This is a genomic window from Corallococcus sp. AB018 (assembly GCF_003986945.1).
GTDB classification, from domain to species: domain Bacteria; phylum Myxococcota; class Myxococcia; order Myxococcales; family Myxococcaceae; genus Corallococcus; species Corallococcus exiguus.
Genome location: NZ_RAWR01000198.1, coordinates 1 through 20327, shown reverse-complemented (window position 1 = coordinate 20327; position 20327 = coordinate 1). Strand labels below are relative to the sequence as shown.

At 69.0% G+C, this 20327-nt stretch carries 15 protein-coding genes; 7 read left to right on the top strand and 8 right to left on the bottom strand.

Translation table 11 applies throughout. The annotated features are described in order from the left end of the window. On the top strand, positions 1-1055 hold a 1055-nt coding region (locus D7Y11_RS32830; RefSeq protein ID WP_126935661.1), incomplete at its 5' end, for a saccharopine dehydrogenase family protein. A 68-nt stretch (positions 1056-1123) separates the two neighbouring features. Continuing rightward, positions 1124-1729, top strand: a complete 606-nt coding sequence (locus tag D7Y11_RS32825; RefSeq protein ID WP_233597239.1) for a TetR/AcrR family transcriptional regulator — start codon at positions 1124-1126, stop codon at positions 1727-1729. Here the strand turns inward: D7Y11_RS32825 and D7Y11_RS32820 are convergent. The 4 genes from D7Y11_RS32820 to D7Y11_RS32805 form a co-directional block, all read right to left on the bottom strand. After that, positions 1709-2485 (bottom strand): SDR family NAD(P)-dependent oxidoreductase, encoded by a 777-nt coding sequence (locus D7Y11_RS32820; protein ID WP_126935660.1) that lies wholly within the window; start codon positions 2483-2485, stop codon positions 1709-1711. The two genes, D7Y11_RS32825 and D7Y11_RS32820, sit on opposite strands and share 21 nt — an antisense overlap. Beyond that, positions 2485-3156 (bottom strand): SDR family oxidoreductase, encoded by a 672-nt coding sequence (locus D7Y11_RS32815; RefSeq protein ID WP_120579033.1) that lies wholly within the window; start codon positions 3154-3156, stop codon positions 2485-2487. The genes D7Y11_RS32820 and D7Y11_RS32815 overlap by 1 nt, the downstream gene beginning before the upstream one ends. A 102-nt stretch (positions 3157-3258) precedes the next feature. Further along, a complete protein-coding gene (locus D7Y11_RS32810) occupies positions 3259-4509 on the bottom strand; it encodes a cytochrome c (RefSeq protein WP_126935659.1) in 1251 nt (416 codons plus the stop codon). 9 nt (positions 4510-4518) lie between these two features. Beyond that, positions 4519-5103 carry a hypothetical protein gene (locus D7Y11_RS32805; RefSeq protein WP_120579031.1) on the bottom strand — a complete coding sequence of 195 codons (585 nt, stop codon included), beginning with the start codon at positions 5101-5103 and terminating at the stop codon, positions 4519-4521. 278 nt (positions 5104-5381) lie between these two features. Here D7Y11_RS32805 and D7Y11_RS32800 point away from each other — a divergent pair, with 278 nt between their 5' ends. Both D7Y11_RS32800 and D7Y11_RS32795 read left to right on the top strand, forming a co-directional pair. Beyond that, complete coding sequence (locus D7Y11_RS32800) at positions 5382-6986, top strand: alpha/beta-hydrolase family protein (protein WP_233607453.1); 1605 nt, start codon at positions 5382-5384, stop codon at positions 6984-6986. A gap of 227 nt (positions 6987-7213) precedes the next feature. Continuing rightward, on the top strand, positions 7214-8578 hold the full coding sequence (locus tag D7Y11_RS32795; RefSeq protein ID WP_233597237.1) for a cytochrome B6: 1365 nt from the start codon (positions 7214-7216) through the stop codon (positions 8576-8578). A 65-nt stretch (positions 8579-8643) separates the two neighbouring features. Here D7Y11_RS32795 and D7Y11_RS32790 read toward each other — a convergent pair whose 3' ends face one another. Beyond that, complete coding sequence (locus D7Y11_RS32790; RefSeq protein WP_126935657.1) at positions 8644-12156, bottom strand: hypothetical protein; 3513 nt, start codon at positions 12154-12156, stop codon at positions 8644-8646. A 44-nt stretch (positions 12157-12200) separates the two neighbouring features. Beyond that, on the bottom strand, positions 12201-13700 hold the full coding sequence (locus D7Y11_RS32785) for a DUF1570 domain-containing protein (protein ID WP_126935656.1): 1500 nt from the start codon (positions 13698-13700) through the stop codon (positions 12201-12203). A gap of 323 nt (positions 13701-14023) precedes the next feature. Between D7Y11_RS32785 and D7Y11_RS32780 the strand changes: the two genes are divergently transcribed. Both D7Y11_RS32780 and D7Y11_RS32775 read left to right on the top strand, forming a co-directional pair. Further along, positions 14024-16102: a sodium-translocating pyrophosphatase gene (locus D7Y11_RS32780; RefSeq protein WP_126935655.1), complete on the top strand. Its 2079-nt coding sequence runs from the start codon at positions 14024-14026 to the stop codon at positions 16100-16102. A gap of 170 nt (positions 16103-16272) precedes the next feature. Then, the gene (locus D7Y11_RS32775) at positions 16273-16470 is read left to right on the top strand and encodes a hypothetical protein (protein WP_126935654.1); all 198 of its coding nucleotides are present in this window, start codon (positions 16273-16275) and stop codon (positions 16468-16470) included. Positions 16471-16525: 55 nt separating this feature from the next. Here D7Y11_RS32775 and D7Y11_RS32770 read toward each other — a convergent pair whose 3' ends face one another. Both D7Y11_RS32770 and D7Y11_RS32765 read right to left on the bottom strand, forming a co-directional pair. After that, positions 16526-18055: a M28 family metallopeptidase gene (locus D7Y11_RS32770; protein WP_126935653.1), complete on the bottom strand. Its 1530-nt coding sequence runs from the start codon at positions 18053-18055 to the stop codon at positions 16526-16528. 61 nt (positions 18056-18116) lie between these two features. Next, positions 18117-19133 (bottom strand): alcohol dehydrogenase, encoded by a 1017-nt coding sequence (locus tag D7Y11_RS32765; RefSeq protein WP_120579023.1) that lies wholly within the window; start codon positions 19131-19133, stop codon positions 18117-18119. Between the two features lie 185 nt (positions 19134-19318). On the opposite strand from D7Y11_RS32765, the gene D7Y11_RS32760 reads away from it, so the two are divergent. Then, positions 19319-20203, top strand: coding sequence for an NAD(P)-dependent oxidoreductase (locus D7Y11_RS32760; protein ID WP_126935652.1), 885 nt, complete (start codon positions 19319-19321; stop codon positions 20201-20203). The last annotated feature ends 124 nt before the right edge of the window (positions 20204-20327 follow it).

Below are 20327 nucleotides of genomic sequence, written 5' to 3'. Positions count from 1 at the left end.
ATGGGGTGGTGGGGGCGCAGCTCGCCTTGTTGCTGAGGGAGCGTCACCCGGACCTGCCGCTGCTCATCGCGGGGCGCCGGGATGCGCCCGCCAGGGAACTGGCCGCGCGTCTGGGCCGGGCGGAGGGCGTCGCGCTGGATGTCCGCTCGCCTCAGGCGTTGGCGGCGCTGGGCGGGAAGCCCCGGGCCGTGCTGTCCCTGGTCAATGACCCGGAGGACACGCTGCTGCTGGCTGCGTCGCGCGCCGGGGTGCCCGTGCTGGACATCACCCGGTGGACTTCCCGGCTGAAGGCCACGGTGCTGCGGCTCTCCGGTGCGACGCCGGGCGCGCCGGTGTTGCTCGGGTCCGCTTGGATGGCGGGGCTGGTTCCTCGCCTCGTGGCGACGGCGGCGCGGACGGTGGGGCGCCTGGAGCGTGTGGAGGTGGCCATCCGCTTCGCGCTCGCGGATCAGGCAGGGCCGGACTCGTTGGAGTACATGGACCGCCTGGGCCTATCCTTCGAGGTGACGGAGGACGGACAAGAGCGGCAGGTGCTTCCGCTGACGGACGGTCGGCGGGTGCGGTTCTCCGACGGACGCCACACCCGCGTCTTCCGGCTCGACACGCCCGAACAAGCGACGCTGCCCCGCGTGCTGGGCGCGCGGACGGTGACGACGCGGCTGGGCTTCGACTCGGGCTTCGCGACGTGGACGCTCGTCGCGCTCCAGCGGCTGGGGATCCTCCGGCTGCTCCAGCACCCCCGCTGGACGCCTCTGCGACGGACGCTGCTCACCGGCAGCAACACGGGGGGCGAAGCCGCGTGGGTGGCGGATGTGGAGGGCGAGCGGGGGCACGTCCGCATCGAAGTCGTGGATCCCCTGGGGCAGGCCCACCTCACCGCCGTCGGTGCGTTGCTGGGCGCTGAGCGGCTCCTGGGACTGGATGGAGCGCCGCCGCCACCCCCGGGCGTGTGGTTCCCGGAGCATGAGTCCCGGCCCGACGAGATGCTGGCCACCCTGCGAGCCTGCGGCGTCGAGGTCCGGATCGACGAGCGGCTGGCGCGCGAGGCGGCTTGATGGCCCGCCGCTCGAGCACGAAGGCTCCTGGGACACTTCCCTCGCCAAGCCCCCGGAAGGGAACCGCGGTGCATGCCAAGGGCACCGAGCGCGTGGAGCGCATCCTCGACGCGACCATGGAGGTACTGGCCGGCGATGGCTACGCGGGACTCAGCTTGCGCGTCGTGGCCCAGCGCGCTGGCGTGAGCCTGGGGAATCTCCAGTACTACTTCCCCACCAAGCAGGACGTGGTGCGGGCACTGCTGGCGCGCTACCTGGAGCAGGCCCTCCAGCGGGTCCGCGAGCGGATGGCGGGTGGAGGCAGCGAACCGGCGCAGCGGCTCCGGCTCGCCGTGGATGCCATCCTGGAGGACCAGGACTCACCGCACGCCTGCCAGTTCTTCGCGGAGCTGTGGGCAATGGCCGCGAGGGACACCATGGTCGCCGACACCCTCACGGTCTTCTACGCCGGCTATCGCGCGGGCGTCGTGGAGCTGCTTCGGGAGCTGTCACCCGACCTCACCCCGGCACGCAGGGACCGGAGAGCGGCGCTGCTGGTCGCCCTCTTCGAAGGCCTGTCCCTCTTCCGGGGCGGCGGGAACCTGCGCGGCGCCTCGGTGCCGGGGCTGGAGCAGGAGCTGCGCGTGCTGCTGGAGCAGGTGTTGCTTCCAGGCTCAGAACGACGGCAGGTCTGACGCCAGATGGGATGACAGCCCACCGTCCATCACCAGAGCGCTCCCGTTGACGTAGCCGCCAGCGGGCCCCGCGAGGAACGCCACCAGACCCGCCACCTCTTCGGGCGTTCCGAAGCGCTTCGCCGGGATTCGCTCCTGCAATCGCTGGCGTGAGGCAGGGGGTGCCTTCGCCAGCATGTCCGTCTCGATGTAGCCGGGACAGACCGCGTTGCAGGTGATGCCGTAGGCTCCCCACTCCGCGGCGATGGCCTTCGAATAACCCACGAGCGCGTGCTTCGTGGCCGCGTAGGTGGACGACTGGGCGCCACCGAAGAGGCCCATGATGGACGCGACGTTCACGATGCGCCCATGGCCTTCCGCCTTCATCCGCGGCAGCGCCCACTGACACAGGTTGCGCACGCCCTCCACGTTCACGCCGAACAGCAGATCCCACTCGGCGACGCTCACCTCGTCCGCGCGATGAAACGGCCCACCCAGGCCCGCGTTGTTCACGAGCACCCGGGGCACGCCCACCTTCGCTTCGAGCCGGCCGAGCGCTGACTCCACCTCGTCCCTGTTCGCGACGTCGCAGGCCAGCGGCCACGCGCGGCCCCCGGCCTGGAGCAGCTGGTTCTGGAGTTGCTCCAGCGCGGCGGCATCGCGGGACACCAGGACCACCTCGAACCCGTTCCGGGACAGCAGGGTGGCGATGGCCGCTCCAATCCCCCGGCTGGCCCCGGTGACGACGGCGACAGGTGCCTTCGGCTGCGTCTCCATCAGAGGACCCCCTGCGGCGGGACGAGCCGCATCTCGTCGATCCGCACGTTCGGGGGCTTGATCGCGATCTCCCAGATGCACTGGGCCACGTCCTCCACGGCGAGCATGTCGGCCGGACTGAACTCCGGCCGCGACTTCCAGAAGGCGGTGTACACGGCGCCGAGCGACAGCAGGGTGGCGCGGATGCCGAACGACTTGCCCTCCTCGTTCAGGACGCCAGTCAATCCACGGACGCCATGCTTCGTCGCGGCGTAGGCCCCGTTCATGGGCAGCGTGAGGTGGTCGCTCACGGACCCGATGTGGATGATCCGCCCGCCGCCTCGGGGCTTCATCCGCCGGAAGGCCTCGCGCGCGCACAGGAACGTGCCCGTGAGGTTCACGTCCATCATCCGGTTCCAGTCATCGAGGGACGTCTCGTGGAGCGGCGTGAAGACTCCGACGCCCGCGCAGTTGACGAGGACCTCGATGGGGCCCGTCTCCGCCTCCGCCCGCTTGAACAGCGCCACCACGGAGTCCTCGCGCGTGACATCCACGTGCAGGCAGTCCGGCGTCTCCGTCGTCACGTCGCTCGCGGCGCACACCACGCGCAGGCCCTCCGCGCGCAGCTTGTGGACGACGGCGCGCCCGATGTCGCCCGTGCCTCCGATGACGATGACATTCCGAATGCTCAAGCGCCGTACCTCTCCCCCGGGTTCATCCCCATGGCCAGGGTAGTCCATGGAAAGCGAGCCAAGGGGGAATACTCAGAGGCGGGGTGCGAATCCGCTCTCGGGCTATTCGGGCGCGCCCTGTTCAATCCACGTGAAGATGAGATCGATCTCCTCTTCGGGAATGGGCGGCAGGCCCAGGGGCATGCCCAGCACTCCCGGCTGGAAGTGCCCGTCCAGCTCCCCCTGCCGTGCGAGCAGTGCGGCCACCAGCCGTGGCGTCCCGTCCTCCAGTCGATCCGGGAGCCCGCGAAACTGGCCGTCGCGTTGGATGCCCAGGACGATGCCGGCCCGCGTGGCCATGTCGAGCGAGACACCGTCGTAGCCGAACCCGCCCGTGTTCCCAGGCCCCTGATCTCCGGGCCGCCGCATGTCGGAGTGGCAGTGGAAGCAGAGGTGCCGTGAGAGCTTTTGCGCCACCTCCGGATAGTGGACCTCGCGATCCAGCCTCCGGGGTTGGTAGCGGGGGACTGGCGCTGCCTCCACCTTCGGCAGGGGCTCGCGCAGGAAGGCCGCCAGATCCTCGACCTGCTTGGGCGTGAACGAGAAGGTAGGCATCTCCGTGTCAGGGAGGATGCGGTGCGGATCCGTCAGCCAGTTCCGCAGCTGCGCCAGGGACATGCGGTCGCGAACGTGGCGAAGATCCGGGGCCCGCCTCCGAGCCGAGGGGCTGTTGAACTCCGGCGCGCCATAGCGCAGGGACACGAGCGGGAAGTCCCCCCGGTAGTGACAGCTCGCGCATGCGTGCTCCGCGTAGAGCGCCCGGCCCGCCTCCACCTCACCTCGCGCGAGTTCCGCCGACTCCGCCTCGGTCACCGCGAAGTAGTCCGCGAGCAGCTCCGCGTCCTTCGGGCCCACCTTCATCCGGGGCATGGTGGCGCCGTAGAGCGGCCTCACCACGTGCGGTGCCTGGAGCCAGGAGACGAGCCACTCGCGCTTGACCCGCTGGCTCAGCGAGCCGAGGTCCGGGGTCCTCACCAGGTGGGTGATGTGTCCCTTCCATCGCTCGACCTCCGCCTGCTTGTACCAGAGGTCCATTCGTCCGGCGCTGATGGCCTGGTGGCACGTGACGCAGTTCTCGCTCAGTTGCGCGGACACCGGTTCGAGCCCGGGGACGACGTGACAGCGATTGCACTGGAAATGCTCCACGGCCTCCCGTGGCGTCGCCGGTGAGTGCTTCGCGGGAGCCAGCACCCGCGTTGGCAGACGCAACGCCAGCACGTCCGCGTCACGGACGAGCACGTAGCCACCACCGGCCATGGCCACGACGAGCGCGACGCCGGCCAGGGTGCCGAGGGGAGGGGCGCGCAATGCCACGAGGATCGCTCAGTAATAGGAGGCGGGGGACCAGTAGCTGAGCCGCGTGTTGTGGCAGAGGAGCTCCGGGAAGATGAGGGACTCGCGGGCCATCCCCAACCCCAGCACCAGTACGGCCGACGTGAGCACCAGGCTCATGATGGCCTTGCGTCTTGTGCCACAAAACCGCCGCCGGCCCGGTCCATGGAAGTAGAGGGCTTGCAGGACGAAGAGCGCGATGGGGCTGGCCACCAGCACCACCAGGCCGGAAGGGCTGATCGCGCAATAGCCGAGAGCCTGATCACTGACGTCCATGAAGCTCCCGCCCACCCAGGCCGCTCCCAGCAACAGGACGAGGGCGACGCCGAAGACGAGGAAGAAGTTCCGGCGCGCGGCCGTTGGCCGGGGCTGTCCCTCCGCGGTCGGTCCCCAGACGTTGTGGATGAAGACGCGGTTCATGACCACCGCGCCCGCGCTCCAGAAGAACAGCTCCGCCAAAAAGGGCAGATGGAAGTCCCTCGCCGCGGTGTCCATCGCGTTGATGCAGGCGAGCGCACGCAGCGGCCACAGGAACAGGGCACCGACCAGGATGGGAGCGAGGGCGCGGGGAAGCATCTGGTGAGGCTATCAGGCACTTCGCCGCGAGTGCGAGTGGGCCCACCTGGCGGCTGAACCCATTGGCAGTCGCGGAGCCGGCACGGCGTGCGCACGCTGCCGGGGAGCGGTCATGGGGCCTACCCTTTGGAGTGCGTTCTGGAGAGCCGGCGCACCTGCGGGGAGTTCGAATGGAGCACTTCCTCACCCACGCCGAGCAACCTGTCGCAGCGAGCCATGCCAGACGTGCCAGCAGGGCCTGGCCTCGCTGGCTCCGCTACACCTTGCCGGGGGCCTGGGTGGCGCTCCTCTTCGCTTGTCTGGCTTTCACTCCGTCCCTGCTGCCGCGCAGCGGATCGTTCCAGGGCTTCGTCAGCGGCCTCAGCGCGGCCATCGGCTATGGGCTCGGGTGCCTGGGCGCCTGGCTCTGGCGGGAGTTCGCGGACCGCCCCGCGAGGGCGCCCCAACGGCGCGCATGGGATGCATTCTTCCTGACGGCCATCGTGGCGTTGGCTGCCTCGCTGCTACTGGGCTGGCACTGGCAACAGCGCCTCCGCGAGCTCATGGGCATGACCTCGTCTGGCCGCGCGGGGTATCTGCTCGCCCCCTTCGTCGCGGCGGTCGTCTTCTTCGTGCTCATCGCCGTGGGACGTGGCCTGCGCGCCGTGACCCGCGCGCTGGCCACCCGACTCGCAAGACACATCGGTCCTCGCGCGGCCCGGGCGACGAGTGGACTGGCCGTCGTGGTGCTCACCGCGTTGGTGGCCAGCGGCGTGCTGTGGGACGGACTCATCTCCGCGGCGGACCGCACCCTGGCGGTGCAGGACACGATGACCGACGAGGGCGTGATTCCTCCCCGCACCGCGGTGCGCTCTGGAGGCGCGGGTTCACGCATTCCCTGGGAGTCCCTCGGACGGGAAGGGCGCAACTTCATCGGGCGAGGGCCTTCGGTCGAAGAGCTCTCCCGCTTCCATGGCGCGGCGGTGAAGGAACCCATTCGCGCGTACGCCGGCTTCGCCTCCGCGCCGGATGCGGAGGCCCGCGCGGCGCTCGCGGTCGATGACCTGGAGCGGGCCGGTGGCTTCGACCGCGCATACCTGCTGGTGGTGACGACCACGGGCAGTGGCTGGGTGGTGCCGGAGGCCGTGGACGCCTTCGAGTACATGACCGGCGGTGACTCCGCGATCGTCGCCATGCAGTACTCGCATCTGTGGTCGTGGCTCTCCGTTCTGGTGGATCAGGAACGGGCCCGGGAGTCAGGCCGTGCGCTCTTCGATGAAGTCTACGAACGCTGGTCCAGGCTTCCTCCCGGCCAGCGCCCGAAGCTGCTGGTGTTCGGAGAGAGCCTGGGCTCCTACGGCGGGGAGACGGCGTTCAGCGGCGAGCGGGACCTGGCCAACCGCACCGACGGGGTCCTCTTCGTGGGGCCGCCGAACTTCAACACCCTGTATCGCGCGTTCACCGACCACCGGGATCCGGGCAGCCCCGAGGTGGAGCCCATCTACCGGCAGGGCCGCATCGTCCGCTTCAGCCGCCGGCCGGGGACGGACATCCCGCCCGCGTCCGCGCCGTGGGGAGGGTCGCGCGTGCTGTACCTGCTGCATCCCTCCGACCCCATCATCTGGTGGAGTCCCCGGCTCCTGGTACAGCGGCCGGACTGGCTGCGCGAGCCGCGAGGCGATGACGTCCTGGGCCAGATGGTGTGGATCCCCTTCGTGACGTTCTGGCAGGTGACGGCGGACCTTCCCCTGGGCATGGAGGTGCCCGCCGGCCACGGCCACGTCTACACCGCCGAGCACGTGGACGGCTGGGCCGCGCTCCTGCGGCCCGAGGGCTGGAGCGCGGAACAGACGGCACGGCTGCGGGACCTCCTCCTTGCACGGGATGCCTCGAAGAACGACTGAGCGGCGATGCGCAATCGCCAGACTCAGCCCATTCACCCAGAACATCACATTCTTGCTCCAGTATGAGTATGAACTGGCCAACGGTTCGCGCCAATGCGCGGGCGGGTGCGAACACGAATCGAATAGCTTGACCGGGAGACAGGACGTCAGCCTGGATGAAGCAAGACAGAAGGAGCGCACGCATGGAACCGTCTCTATTCGGCCGTCCGCCTATCGCAATCGCTGTCATGGGGCTGATCCTGTTGGACTCTGGAGCCGCGCAGGCTCAGGAGATATCTCCGCGCGGCGCCACCAGTTACATGCCCGTCGACCAGACGGAGCCCTTCGCCCAGGTCATGGCCCGGATGAAGGCCGAGAAGCCGAAAGTCACAGCGCGCCACCAACAGCTCCTCAACCAACGCTACGATCTGGGGAACAAACCCGCGCCGGGCGTCACCATGAGCCGCGGTAAGCCCGTGCAGGAGGGCGTGCGGGTCAAGCTCCCCCCGGGAGTCACCTGGGCGAGCCTGGCCGCCATGCCTCCGGAAGTGGTTCGCGAGAAGGGGCTCTTCCCGGGTGGCTTCATGCCGCTGCCCCATCCGAATCAACCGGAAGGCGGCATGCTCTTCCCCAAGTTCCACATCGATGAAATCAAGCGGCAGGAGGCCCGGGACCTCACGCGGTTCGACCTGGACTTCGACCTGCCCGACCACCTGCTGCCAGAGTTCCCGCCCGCCATCTTCCTCACCACGCGGCCGGACCTGGGTGACGTGTCCCAGGGCAAGCTGGTCACGATCATGAACCATCAGGACCTGTTCAACGGCATCCTGAACCCCAAGCAGTTGGAAGGCTTGCGGTTGCTCGTCACGCCCTTTCCCCAGCAGCAGTTCAATCAGACCTCGGACCGCCGCTCGGAGCTCCCCAGCCGGGGCGTGACGTGCTTCGACTGTCATGTCAATGGCCACACCAATGGCTCCACCCACCTGGTGGGAGACATCCGTCCCCAGGCGTTCCGCCACCGCATCGAGACGCCGACGCTGCGCGGGGTGAACATCCAGCGCCTGTTTGGCTCGCAGCGCGCGCTCAAGACGGTGGAGGACTTCACCGAGTTCGAACAGCGCGCGGCCTACTTCGATGGCGACCCGGTCATCGCCACGAAGAAGGGCGTCAACATCCTCGAGCGCGGCAGCCAGGTGCACTTCATGGCGGAGTTCCAGGAGATCATGGACTTCCCACCGGCGCCCAAGCTGCGCTTCGACGGGAAGCTGGACCCCAAGAAGGCCACCGAGCCGGAGATGCGCGGCCAGAACCTCTTCTTCGGCAAAGCGCAGTGCTTCGTGTGTCACACGCCGCCGTATTACACAGACAACCTGATGCACAACCTGCAAGCGGAGCGCTTCTACAAGCCCCGGCTGGTGAACGGGATGGTGATGGGCGCGGATGGTCCCATCAAGACGTTCCCCCTGCGAGGTATCAAGGAGAGCCCGCCCTATCTCCACGATGGCCGCCTCATGACGCTGGAGGACACCGTGGAGTTCTTCAACATCGTGCTGGAGACCAGGCTCAGTGAGCAGGAGAAGAAAGACCTGGTCGCCTTCATGCGCGTGCTCTGACGGCTGCGAGCACGGAAAGCGGCAGGCCTCGAGAAACGACTGAGAGGAGGAGGCCTGCCGCGCGCTCAGGGGGCGTTGAGCCAGTCGAAGTGGTGATCCAGCGTGAAGGTGCCGTCCGGCTGGTCCATGCGCACGAGCAGCCAGGGCGGCACGGTTCCGCCCAGGACCGCCGGAACGTTCATCGGCTGGCGGCGTGGATCCTGGTAGCGGTTGACGCCGCCAGCGGTGAGGGCACCCATCCGCAAGCCCGGCAGCGGCGCGCTGGACGTGTGGCACGACTGACAGAAGGCGTTGCTGCTGGAGTCCGGGCGAGGCAGCGCGGCCTCCAGATGGGGCATGGCCATCATCGACGTACGCAGACAGCGCTCGCGCCACTGCTGCACGGAATGGGGATTCTTGTGCACACGGTCGATGCACAGGTGCTCGCCCGACTGGGCCGGGTAGTCCAGCGGCTCCACGTAGGACCCCAGCCGCAGCTGCTCACACAGGGCCCGGCCCGACGAGAGCGGGTATTGGACCGAACGTGAGCGCAGCGTCTCCAGCACCGGCGAATACACCTCCGGAGGGCGGTAGGTCAGGTCCACGGTCGTTCCCAGCGCCTGGTTGCACAGCAATTCCTCCACCCAGGGCCGCACGATATCCCCGGGGGAGAGCGCGTAGATGCGCAGCTCGTCCACCCAGCCATGGAATGGCAGCCGCGTCTGACCCTGGACGAAGTTGGGGCCCGGGTCGCCAACCGTCATCCACGTCCAGCCGTTCATGGAGTTGTACATCGGGTCGAAGCCCACGTCGTAGGGCGCCACGGTCAGCGACGAGTGCGCCGTGCCGTTGATGTAGAACGTGAGCTTCCGCTGCCCGGCGAGGGTGTAGACCTTCATGCCGAAGTGGAAGTATTTGCCGGGCTGCACCAGCGAACCCAGGTTGACGGTGAACGTGGAGCCCGTCTGGCCGTTGTAGCCGGTGAGCTCGTGCCACGTGTTGGAGGAGCCGTCGACGGCCTGCACCAGGCCCACCCACGAGTTGTCGGAGAAGTAGAACAGCGTGCGAGGCACCGTGCGTGAGACGCCGCCGGGCCGGGGGACGAACGGCGGATCCATCCGGGAGTCCAGCCAGATGCCGAACAGCCAGTCGCGGCGCGAGCCGTCCACCGGGTAGCCCATGTCCATGAAGTCGTTGCGGCCATCCAGCCAGACGCCCTTGCCGCTGACGCCGCCCAGGGCCACCGGTTCGATGCGCGCGCCGCCTCGCAGCCGCACGGAGGCGGGGGGCTGCGGCCCATCAGTGCCGAACAGCGGGCTGCCCGTGGCCGCGTTCTGCGCCAGCGGATTGCGCATGAATTTGAAGTCCGCGATGTCGCCTCCGCGCACGTAGGCCCACGCGTTGCGGGTGGGCATGAAGCCATCCTGCGGGAAGGTCTCCGCGCGCAGCGGGCCTTCCGGAGACACGTCCATGCGCATGGCCGCGTTCATGTGCGCCACCACGAAGGCGCGCTTGTTGAGGTAGTCGTCGAAGGCCACCTCGGAGTTGCGCTGGGTGTTGGATTGGAAGTTCCACACCACGTCGAACGGGAGCGTGGGCCGCAAGGCATTGAAGGTGTTGAGCTGGTTCTCGAACGAGAACAGCTGCGAGCTGCCCTTGGGCGACAGGGGCAGGTCCGCGCCCGCGTAGAGGCGCAGGGAATAGGTGCGCTGGTAGCGGTCCTCGCTGTTGCCTCCCAGGTCGGTGATGCTCATGCCGTTGTCCAGGATGACGGCCTTGCCGTGCGTCCAGGCCCCCAGCACGCTGATGGCCTGCGCCGGCGCGCGGTCCGGGTTGAAGCGGGCCCGGTCCGCGTCGGACGCGGGCTCGCTCCACAGCTCATCGAGGTAGGAGACGGGCGCGGAGCGATCCTCCCTCGCCACCTTTCGCGCGTAGTAGCCGTCATGGGGGTTGTTCTTCGCCGCGAAGAACAGGTTCTTGCCCTCGCGGTCCAGCCATGCGTACGCGCCCTGGTTGCGCACGCCGAAGGGGATGGGGTTGCCCATCGTGTCGCGGAAGTTGCGCGGCTGGCCGTTGATGACCTGCGAGCGGGCCAGCTCGTAGCGGGTGTTCACCGCGGGGTCCATGGGCATCATGCTGATGGGCTTGAAGTGACTCCAGGTCGCGGCCTGGCAGATGGCGTCCGAGGACGCGTAGAAGAGGCCGCCCATGTTCAGGATGAGCATCCGGCCATCGCCGCTGGTCGCGGGCTCGAACATCGCCAGGTGCTTCTCATCCGGCCCGTTTCCGATGACGCCGTTCCAGGTGGAGCCATTGCCGATGACGGCGTCCTCGTCGTCCTCCACCTTCAGGTCACCCGCGAAGCTCTGCCGGTCGAAGAACTGGCACCACTTGGGTGCGGTGGCGGCGGTGTTGCGGACGTAGTAGGTGAAGCCGAAGATCTTCTTGGGGACGTAGCACTGGAAGCTGGCGTTCTGCGTGAACAGCCGGATCCAGTCGATGGTGTCCGGCGCCCCGGGGACGCTGTACGTGGAGCCGGTGCTCATGTCTCCCCAGTTGGAGTCGTGGACGTTGAACGGGCGGAACGGCGGCAGGTCCCAGGTGGGCAGGGACTTGGACTCGCCTTCGGGGTTGCGCGGGTAGACCCAGAGGCCCCAGTTCTGGACGCCGCCGCCCACGGAGTCACCCGCCGTCGCGAGCTTGGGATTGCGCACGAAGACGGTGAGCGCCGTCGAGCGCAGCTCCCAGCGCTTCCCGTCGGAGGCGACCATTCCGTAGACGAGGGAGATGTCGTAGCAGTCCCCGGAAACCCACGGCGACGTGGACTCGTAGCGGGCCCGGCACGCCAGCGGGTTGCGGCCTCGGCCCCCCGCGTTCAGCGACGACACGGAGTCCTCGCACAGCGTGCTGTGGAGCATGTCCGGAAAGTCATTGTTGTTCTTCGCCGCGAGCCGGCTGTAGCCGGGCATCGGGTTGAAGGCGACGAAGGGATGGAGCCCCGGCTGCCATGTGGGCTGCACGTAGCGGGTGCCCTTCTGGGCGAAGTCGTAGCGGAAGTCCGGGCCCAGCAGCTCCGGCCGGAAGGTGTAGAGGGTGGAGCCCTCGGCGCAGCCACGGCAGCCGCCGCGCACGAAGAGCCGTCCGTCGTTGCTGCCCCGGTTGAAGGGCATCACCTGGATGGCCTGGGACGCGTCCGCGGTCTCCGGCGTGCGCGGCGCGCTCCATCCGTTGTCGTATTCGAACGGAGGGAACGGCTGCATCACGCCGGTGAGCGCCGAGGGGCGCACGGACAGCGGCGTGGTGCTGGCGTCGCGATAGGGGCGCCACGCCGCCGACAGCTCGCGGAAGATGCTGGGGCGCTGGGGGTTCTCCGCGTTGTAACAGTTGTCGATGCGGCTGTAGTCGTTGGAACACGCGGCGGTGCCCACGAAGGCCACGTCCGTGAACTGCGTGGGCGGGTCCAGCCGGGCTTCGGACGTGGCGAGCGGCGTGGGTGGGGACGGCTCCGCGGCAGGCAATGAATCACATGCCACGTTGATGCAGAGCAGGGCCAGGGCGCTGGCCCGCCAGGGAATTCGAGACGCGGGGTGAGGATGCATGAGACGCGGTGTAACTGTCTCACGCAGCCTTCCGTCAACTGGGGCTATTGCGACTGCGTCGACGACGCGGCCGGGGCGGGGACGCAGTTCGCCTCTTGGGTTGCGTAGATGCGCTTGAACGTCTGGCGAATCTCATCCGAGAACCCGTCGCGGAACATGTCGAGCGTACGCCGCCCCATGGCCACGGCCTCGTTGCAGCGCCCGGTCTGGAAGAGCAGCGCCGTCTGGGTGTTGAGGATGATCGGGTCGCCCGGCATCAGCCACAGCGCGCGCCGGGCCGGGGCGAGCCCCTTCTGGGGCTGCTCGGTGAGCACGTAGTACCAGGCCAGGCCGTTCTGGGCGGAGGGGCTGTCCGGCAGCAGCTTCGCGGCACGCTGGCGGGCCTGCTCCTGGGGGGCGGACATGTCGCCTTCGGCCTGCAGCGCCGTGGCGAGCAGGTCCCACGCGCGCCCATCCTCCGGATGCTGCTCCACCATCACGCGCGCGAGCTTCAGCCGCTCGGCCTTGTCCAACGTCTCGGCCTGCATCCGCTGGGTCTCCACGTGGGTCGGGTCCTCCTTCAGCGCCTGCTCCAGCTCCAGGGCCGCCTTGCGCTGGCGCTCCTCCCGCGGCACGTCCCCGGGCGTCTGGGTGAAGAGGAGGGCCCGGATGACGTGCACGTCCGCGGGCTCCAGGGCGCGTGTCTGGGTTTGCGTGGGCACGGGCGGCAGGGGCTGGGTGGAGATGGCATAGCGCCCCAACCGCACGTAGTTGGCGAGCGCGGCCGGGTAGGAGGTGTCGCCCTGGAAGGCCGCCGCGAAGGCGCGCTGGGGGTCCTCGCCCCGGGCCAGCTGAGCCTGGAAGGCGCTGAAGCGGTCGCCGTGCTCGTTGATGAGGTAGTGCACCCACAGCCACGACGAGGCGTAGTGAAGCTGGAGCTCCGCGGTGCTCTGGTTCGTCTTGCCATCCCACTGCCACAGCTCGTCCAGCGTGAGCCAGCCGTGCGCGCGCACGTACTGGAGCAGCGCCGGGCTGGCCCGGCCCAGCACCACGTTGCGGTCGCTGGGCCGGATGGTGACGGTCTGCAGGTAGGACGCCAGGCCTTCCGATACCCAGCGGGGCTGGCGGAGCAGGGCGTAGGCGCTCAGGTAGTGCGCCAGCTCGTGGGCCTGGGTCTCCTTGTCACCCGTCGTGTCCGCCAGCAGGTAGCCGCCGCCCCCCGTCATCACCATCCGGGGGCCATCGGGCGTCTGGCCGGCGAAGCCCGCGTAGCGCGCGTCCGTGAACTCCTCCAGGTCGCGGGGATTGCTGAGCACGATGACGTCCACCGTGCCCGGCGGGTCGAAGCCCGCGCCCCAGGCCAGGAGCAGCGCCCGCCGGAACTCCTCCAGCTCCACCGCGCTCTTCGCCGCCGCCTGTTCCTCCAGGTTCGTGCGCACGCGGAAGTGCGTGCTGCGCACCTCGCGCCAGGGCCGTCCACCCTCGGCCGGACACAGGGCCCGGCTCGCCGTGCAGCCTGAAAACAACGTCAACGCCAACCCGAGGAGCCCCAAGCGAATGCCCATGGTCGCGGCTTCTGGCACACCCACCGGATGAAAGGACAGGGACCCCCGGCATGGCGAAGGGGCGCTCCGACCCCCACGGTGGCCCCTGGATTGCGATGAATCATCAGTGAATCCAGGTACTTCGATTCACTCGACAGGCCCGGCGGTCCCCCTGGCGGGCCCGGGGGCCCTCCCGCGTCAAGGACCCCGGTGGGGGCGACTGCTCCGAGGAGGCTCCCCGCTTGGCCTGAAATCACGTATAGGCCTCCGCACATTTCGCGCGGCATGCGAGCGATCCGCAGGGTGAGCGGTCAGGGGCCCCCGGGACTGCTCTGGAGGAACGGATGGAGTTGTCGAGTCTCGAATCTGAATTCTGGGCGATCGCACCGAGCGTCATCGGCGCCGTCGGTCTGCTCTTCGCTGCGTTCTTCTACTTCCGCGTCAAGGGTCTCCCGGATGGTGACGCGACGATGAACCGCATCGCGGGCTACATCCGCGAAGGCGCGATGGCGTTCCTCGTCCGCGAATACAAGGTGCTCGCGGTCTACTGCGTGGTCGTCGCCATCGTCATCGGCCTGGCGCTGGGCCCGGTCGCGAGCGCGAGCTTCGTGGCGGGCGCGTTCCTGTCGCTGCTCGCGGGCTACATCGGCATGAAGGCCGCGACGTTCGCGAACGTGCGCACCGCGCAGGCCGCGCGCACCGGCTCCAAGCCGAATGCGCTGCTCGTCGCCCTGGATGGCGGCGCCGTGATGGGCCTCGCCGTCGCCGGCCTGGGCCTCATCGGCATGGGCGTCGTCTACTACGCGTTCCGCTCCAGCCCGGAGCTGTCCCCCGTCCTCCACTCGTTCGCCGTGGGCGCCAGCTCGATCGCGCTCTTCGCGCGCGTGGGCGGCGGCATCTACACCAAGGCCGCGGACGTGGGCTCCGACATCGCCGGCAAGGTCATTGAGAACATCCCCGAGGACGACCCGCGCAACCCCGGCGTCATCGCCGACAACGTGGGTGACAACGTGGGCGACGTGGCCGGCATGGGCGCGGACATCTACGAGTCCATGGTGGCCGCCATCGTCGCCGCCATGGCCATCGCGCTGACCGCCAACGCGACGGAGCTCTCCCGCCTCGTGGTGGACACGAACGCGACGGGCAACGCGAAGCTGGCCGGCGTCATCCTCCCGCTGGTGCTGTCCGCCATCGGCCTGGTGGTCAGCCTGCTGAGCATCTTCATCGCCCGTGCGCTCAAGCACATGAACCCCGCGCAGGTCCTGCGCAGCGCGCTGATCATGCCCCCGGTCATCCTGGTGGGCCTGTCGTTCGTGCTGATGAACGTGTTCGGCCTGTCCCAGAACATCACCATCGCGCTGGCGGCGGGTGCCTTCGGCGGCGCCATCATCGGCCTCGTCACGGACTACTACACGTCGTCCACGCCGGTGCAGCGCATCGCGGAGTCCTCCATCACGGGCGCGGGCACCAACCTCATCCGCGGCCTCGCCGTCGGCATGGAGAGCGTGGGCATCTCCATGGCCACCATCGCCCTGGTGGCCTACATCGCGGACCGCGCGCTCGGCCTGTACGGCATCGCGCTGTCGGCGGTGGGCATGCTGGGCGGTACGGCCGTCGTGATGACGGTGGACGCGTACGGCCCCATCTCCGACAACGCGGGCGGCATCTCCGAGATGTCCGGCCTGGGCCCGGAAGTGCGCGCCATCACCGACGAGCTGGACGCGGTGGGCAACACCACGGCCGCCATCGGCAAGGGCTTCGCCATCGGTTCCGCGACCCTCACGGTCATCGCGCTGTTCTCCGCGTTCAACCTGGAGGTCAACCACACGCGCGTCGCCAACGGCCTGGCGGAGATGAGCCTGGAGTTGACCAACCCGAACGTCATCGTGGGCATGCTGCTGGGCTCCATCCTCCCGTTCCTGGTGGGCGCTTCCACCATGCTCGCGGTGGGTCGCGCCGCCGGCGCCATCGTGGAGGAGATTGGCCGCCAGTTCCGTGAGATCCCCGGCCTGATGGAGCTCAAGGCCGAGCCGGAACCCAAGAAGATCGTCGACATCGCCACCCGGAGCGCGCTGCGCGAGATGATCTTCCCGGGCCTCATCGCCATCGTCGCCCCGCCGCTGGTGGGCTACCTGCTGGGCCCTGGCGCGCTGGCGGGCCTGCTGGCTGGTGCGCTCGTCGTCGGCGCCACCATGGCCCTCTACATGGCCAACGCGGGCGGTGCGTGGGACAACGCCAAGAAGTTCATCGAGAAGGGCAAGCTGCCGGGCCACGCCAAGGGCTCGGCCGTCCACAAGGCCGCCGTCGTCGGCGACATGGTGGGCGACCCCTTCAAGGACACCTCCGGCCCGGGCGTGGCCATCCTCATCAAGGTCATGAGCGTCGTGTCGCTGCTCGTGGCCTCGCTCATCGCGCTGCGCTGAGCCGAGCCGTCCCTGGGGTGCGGCCACCCGGCTTCGGGCGCCGCACCCTGGGTGTAGGAGACCAGACACCCGGCCAGGCAATGTCGGCCGCGTCAGAGGGCGGTGGGCGAGCGCGTGCTTACACTTCGTAATGTGTGCCGCTCGCTGTTCTCCTGACGATGAGGTGTCCCATGGTCCTGGAGTTCTCCCAGCAGCAGATTCACCTGCTCGACGCCGTGCTGGCCGAAAGCGCCGATGCGCTGCGGGACGAGATCGTCCGCACCGACAAGCTCGAGCTGCGTGAGGAGCTGAAGAGCAGGCTCGACCAGCTCCTGGTCATCCAGCGCCAGGTGGAGGCCCGGATGCATCAGGAGCAGCCGGCCCTCTGAGCCTGGCCGTCACGGTCCCCAGGTGAGCGGCCTGGGGCCCGGAGGGCTGCCTGCTTCAGCGCGGTGCCGAGGCGGGCTTCCCTTCGAGGGGATGCCCCCGGGTTCCGGCGGTCCATTCCTCCCAGACGTTGAACGACTTCATCTGCTGGCCCAGGTCGGTGTCGCGCACGAGCGCCTCCACCTCCGCGCGGCTCTGCCGGGGCAGCTTCTCCTCCATGGTGGCGAAACCCCACGCGAGCGCGCCCACCACGGCCGCGTTGGCGCGCAGCGTGCGCGCGTCGCACTGTTCGAACTCGTCCGAGCGCGCGTGGTAGTTGGGCCCGTACGTGGCCGGCTCCTGGTTGGCGATGAGGTTCGCCACGCCGTGCATCATGAAGTCGAAGTTGTCGGTGCCCACCACCGGCACGTCCACCTGCGTGAAGGGTCCCAGGCCCGCCGCTGGCTTCAGGGCCTGATCCACCAGTGGGACCAGGGCGGGCCGGCCGTTCGTGTAGAAGCCGGTGATGCGCCCGCAGCCGATGTCCACCGACAGCGCCAGGGTGTGCCGCTCCAACTCCGCCGCGTGCGTGCGCGCATAGCCGGCCGAGCCGTACATGCCCTGTTCCTCGCCGTTCCACAGCGCGAAGCGCAGGGTGCGCGCGGGCTTCAAGCCCAGGCGCTGCATCTGCCGGGCGAGATCGATCAGCATCGAGACGTTGGCGCCGTTGTCCAGCGCGCCGCCGCCCAGGTCCCAGCTGTCCAGGTGGGCCCCCAGAACGACGACCTCGTCGGGATGCGTGGTGCCGCGAATCTCTCCGATGACGTTGCGTGTCTCGTAGGGGCCGCCCGTTCGCAGGTCCAGCGCCGCGGTGAGGTTCAGCACCTTGCCGGTGCGCAAGAGCCGCAGCGCGCGCTTCGCGCCGTCGCGCTCCATCACCATCATGGGGCGGGTGTTCCTGGGGCCCACGGAGACGCTGTGCCGGTAGAGCTGGTTGCCCGGACGGCTGCCCATGTAGACGATGCCGGCCACGCCCGCGGCGAACGCGCGGGACTCGATGCCATCCGCCATGTCGTACTCACGGAAGAGTCCGTCGACGTCCTTGAGCTCGTCCGTCTCCACCAGCAGGAATGCGGCCCGTGCCTTCGTGCCCAGGCGCTTGAAGTCCGCCTCGGCGCCTCGGCCCACGTCCAACAGCGGCGCGGTGAGGCCTCCCTTGGGCGTGGCGGTGGAGAAGGGCATCGCGGCCACGCGTGGGGCGAAGCGCACGTCCTGGCCCTGCACGGACGCGGTGGCGGCGCGCTCCAGCCACAGCGCCGGCATGCGGAAGGGCTCCGCGCGCGCCGTCACGCCCGCGGCGCGGAAGCGCTCCAGCGCCCATGACACGGAGCGCTGGTTGGCTTCGGAGCCCGTGGCCCTCCCGCCCACTTCATCCACCAGCGAGCGCAGGTCCTCGAGCATGGGCGTTGCCCCCAGCACGCTCCCCATGAGCAGCGCGGCCTCGCGCTCGCGCACGGAAGGCGGTGCCTCCTCGGCCCTGGAGGGAGCCGGGAGGGCCAGGGCGAGGGACAGCGCCGCGAGGCGGATGAATGGACGGGAAGGGGACATGCGGAGGGCACCGGGGAAGAGGATGGCGCAAGCATCCCCACCCCGGCCGCTCCCCGGCAAGTCAGCGCATCTTGAGCACCACCCGGAAGCGGGCCTTGTTGCTCATCATCCGCTCGTAGGCCTCCGCGGCGCGGTCCAGGGGGAACACCTCGTTGCGCGAGCGCACGCCCGCGAGCGCGCTGAAGGCCATGGCCTCCTGCGAGTCCTGGGGCACGCCGCTGGGCCAGCCCTGGATGCGCGTGCGCTTCGTGATCAGGGACAGGCTGTTGACGGGGATGGGCTCCGAGCCCGCGCCCAGCAGCAGCAGGGTGCCGTTGCGTCCCAAACCTCCGACCAGCTCGCCCGCGAGGCTGCTGCTCGAAGCGGTCATCATGATGACGCGCGCGCCCCCCATCTTCTGGAGGGCCTCCGCGGCAGGGCCCTTCTCCGTGTCGATGTATTCGTGCGCGCCCAGCTCCATCGCCAGGGCCTTCTTGTCCGCGCCGCGAGAGATGGCGGCGGTGCGGTAGCCGAACTTGCTGGCGTATTGGACGGCCAGGTGGCCCAGCCCGCCAATGCCTTGCACCGCCACCAGGTCCCCCGGCCGCGCGCCCATGTTGCGCAGGGAGTTGTACGTGGTGACGCCCGCGCAGAGCAGGGGCGCGGCATCCTCGGAGCTCATCCCCTCCGGGACCCGGGCCAGCGCCTCCTGGGGCGCGACCAGATACTCCGCGTAGCCACCGTCGTAGCTGATGCCGCAGATCTGCTGCTTCTCACAGGTGACGAAGTCGCCGCTGCGGCACGCGACGCACTGGCCGCAATGGCCCCCGTGCCAGCCCACGCCGACGTGCTGTCCTTCCTTCCAGGCCGTGACACCCGGGCCCACCCGTTCGATGCGGCCCACCACCTCGTGGCCCGGCACCCGGGGGTACTGGATGGGCATCCAGCCTTCCTTGGTGATGGCATCGCTGTGGCAGACGCCACACGCCTCCACCGCGATCCGGACCTGCCCGGGACCGGGCTCGGGGATCTCACGCTCGACAATCTCGAGCGGGCCTCCACCCTTCGGCACCTGCACTGCCTTCATCTTCCTGGCCATGGCGTCTCCTCGGGGGGAGGGATGGGGATGACGCGGTGCGGGCGCACCTGGAGTGAGGGAGGACGCCGGGTTGGTGAGCGGACAGAGAAGACCTGCCCTGGCCAGGCAGGTCGTTCAGCAAGCGTCCGGGTTGACGCGGAGTGCGCGCGCTTCGAGGCTGGGCGCCTCACAACAGGAGCGTGAAGATGACGTCCAGCCGTTCGACGAAGCTCGCGGTGATTGGCAGTGGTCTCATGGGCAGCGCGCTGGCGCGAGCCTTCGCCTCGGCGGGGCACGACGTCGCGGTGTGGAACCGGACGCCGGGCAAGGCCAGGGCCGTGGGCGGTGGCACCGTCGCGTTCGAGAACCTGGTGGAGGCCGTCACCGGGCGCTCGCTCGTGGTCGTCTCGCTGTCCAACTACGCGGCGTGGTCGGAGTGGGTTGCCTCGCCGGCCATCGCATCGGCACTCACTGGAACGACGCTGGTCCAGCTCACCAGCGGCTCCCCGGCGGACGCGCGCGGAGGCCTGGAGTGGGCGAGGGCCCACGGCGTGGACTACCTGGATGCGGCGATCCTCGCCTATCCCGCGTTCGTGGCCACAGACTACGCGACGGTCTACTACGCCGGGTCGCGAGCGGTGTTCGAGCGGCACCAGGAGACCCTCCGCGCCATCGCCAAGAACTCCGTCTACGTCGACGAGAAGATCGGCTCCGCCGCGACGCTCGACTGCGCGATCCTGGAGGCCTACTACGGAGGCTCCCTGGCGGTCCTCCACGCCGCGGCGATGTGTCAGGCCGAGGGGCTGGATCCGAAGGCCTTCTTCGCCCAGAAGAACTCCTTCCTGGGCTTGATCTCCGTCACCGCGGACGCCGCGCAGGACATGATCGAACGCAACGACTTCACCGGCCAGCAGTGCAGCCTCAACACCCACGTCGCGGCCATCGAGCACATCGTCCGGCTGAGCACGGACGCCCGAATCAGCGACCGCTTCCCCCGGGAGCTGCTGGAGAACTACCGGCGGGCCCTTGGAGCAGGGCTGGGTGAGCAGGAGTTGCCCGCCGTGTTCCGCACGCTGAAGGCGGTTCCCTAGTACGACTTGGTCACATCAAGAATGCGTGAGGGTGGGCGGACTGTTCCCCCTGCATGACACCGACGCAACTGAAGCGGTTGGAGGGGGAGCTGGAGAGCTTCCTCGAGTCGATGTTCTCGGGCCT

Coding starts and splice junctions, on each gene's coding strand:
- D7Y11_RS32820 (WP_126935660.1), bottom strand. CDS start 2,485: ATGGAGACGCAGCCGAAGGCACCTGTCGCCGTCGTCACCGGGGCCAGC.
- D7Y11_RS32805 (WP_120579031.1), bottom strand. CDS start 5,103: ATGCTTCCCCGCGCCCTCGCTCCCATCCTGGTCGGTGCCCTGTTCCTG.
- D7Y11_RS32795 (WP_233597237.1), top strand. CDS start 7,214: ATGGGGCTGATCCTGTTGGACTCTGGAGCCGCGCAGGCTCAGGAGATA.
- D7Y11_RS32790 (WP_126935657.1), bottom strand. CDS start 12,156: ATGCATCCTCACCCCGCGTCTCGAATTCCCTGGCGGGCCAGCGCCCTG.
- D7Y11_RS32785 (WP_126935656.1), bottom strand. CDS start 13,700: ATGGGCATTCGCTTGGGGCTCCTCGGGTTGGCGTTGACGTTGTTTTCA.
- D7Y11_RS32780 (WP_126935655.1), top strand. CDS start 14,024: ATGGAGTTGTCGAGTCTCGAATCTGAATTCTGGGCGATCGCACCGAGC.
- D7Y11_RS32775 (WP_126935654.1), top strand. CDS start 16,273: ATGGTCCTGGAGTTCTCCCAGCAGCAGATTCACCTGCTCGACGCCGTG.
- D7Y11_RS32770 (WP_126935653.1), bottom strand. CDS start 18,055: ATGTCCCCTTCCCGTCCATTCATCCGCCTCGCGGCGCTGTCCCTCGCC.
- D7Y11_RS32765 (WP_120579023.1), bottom strand. CDS start 19,133: ATGGCCAGGAAGATGAAGGCAGTGCAGGTGCCGAAGGGTGGAGGCCCG.
- D7Y11_RS32760 (WP_126935652.1), top strand. CDS start 19,319: ATGACGTCCAGCCGTTCGACGAAGCTCGCGGTGATTGGCAGTGGTCTC.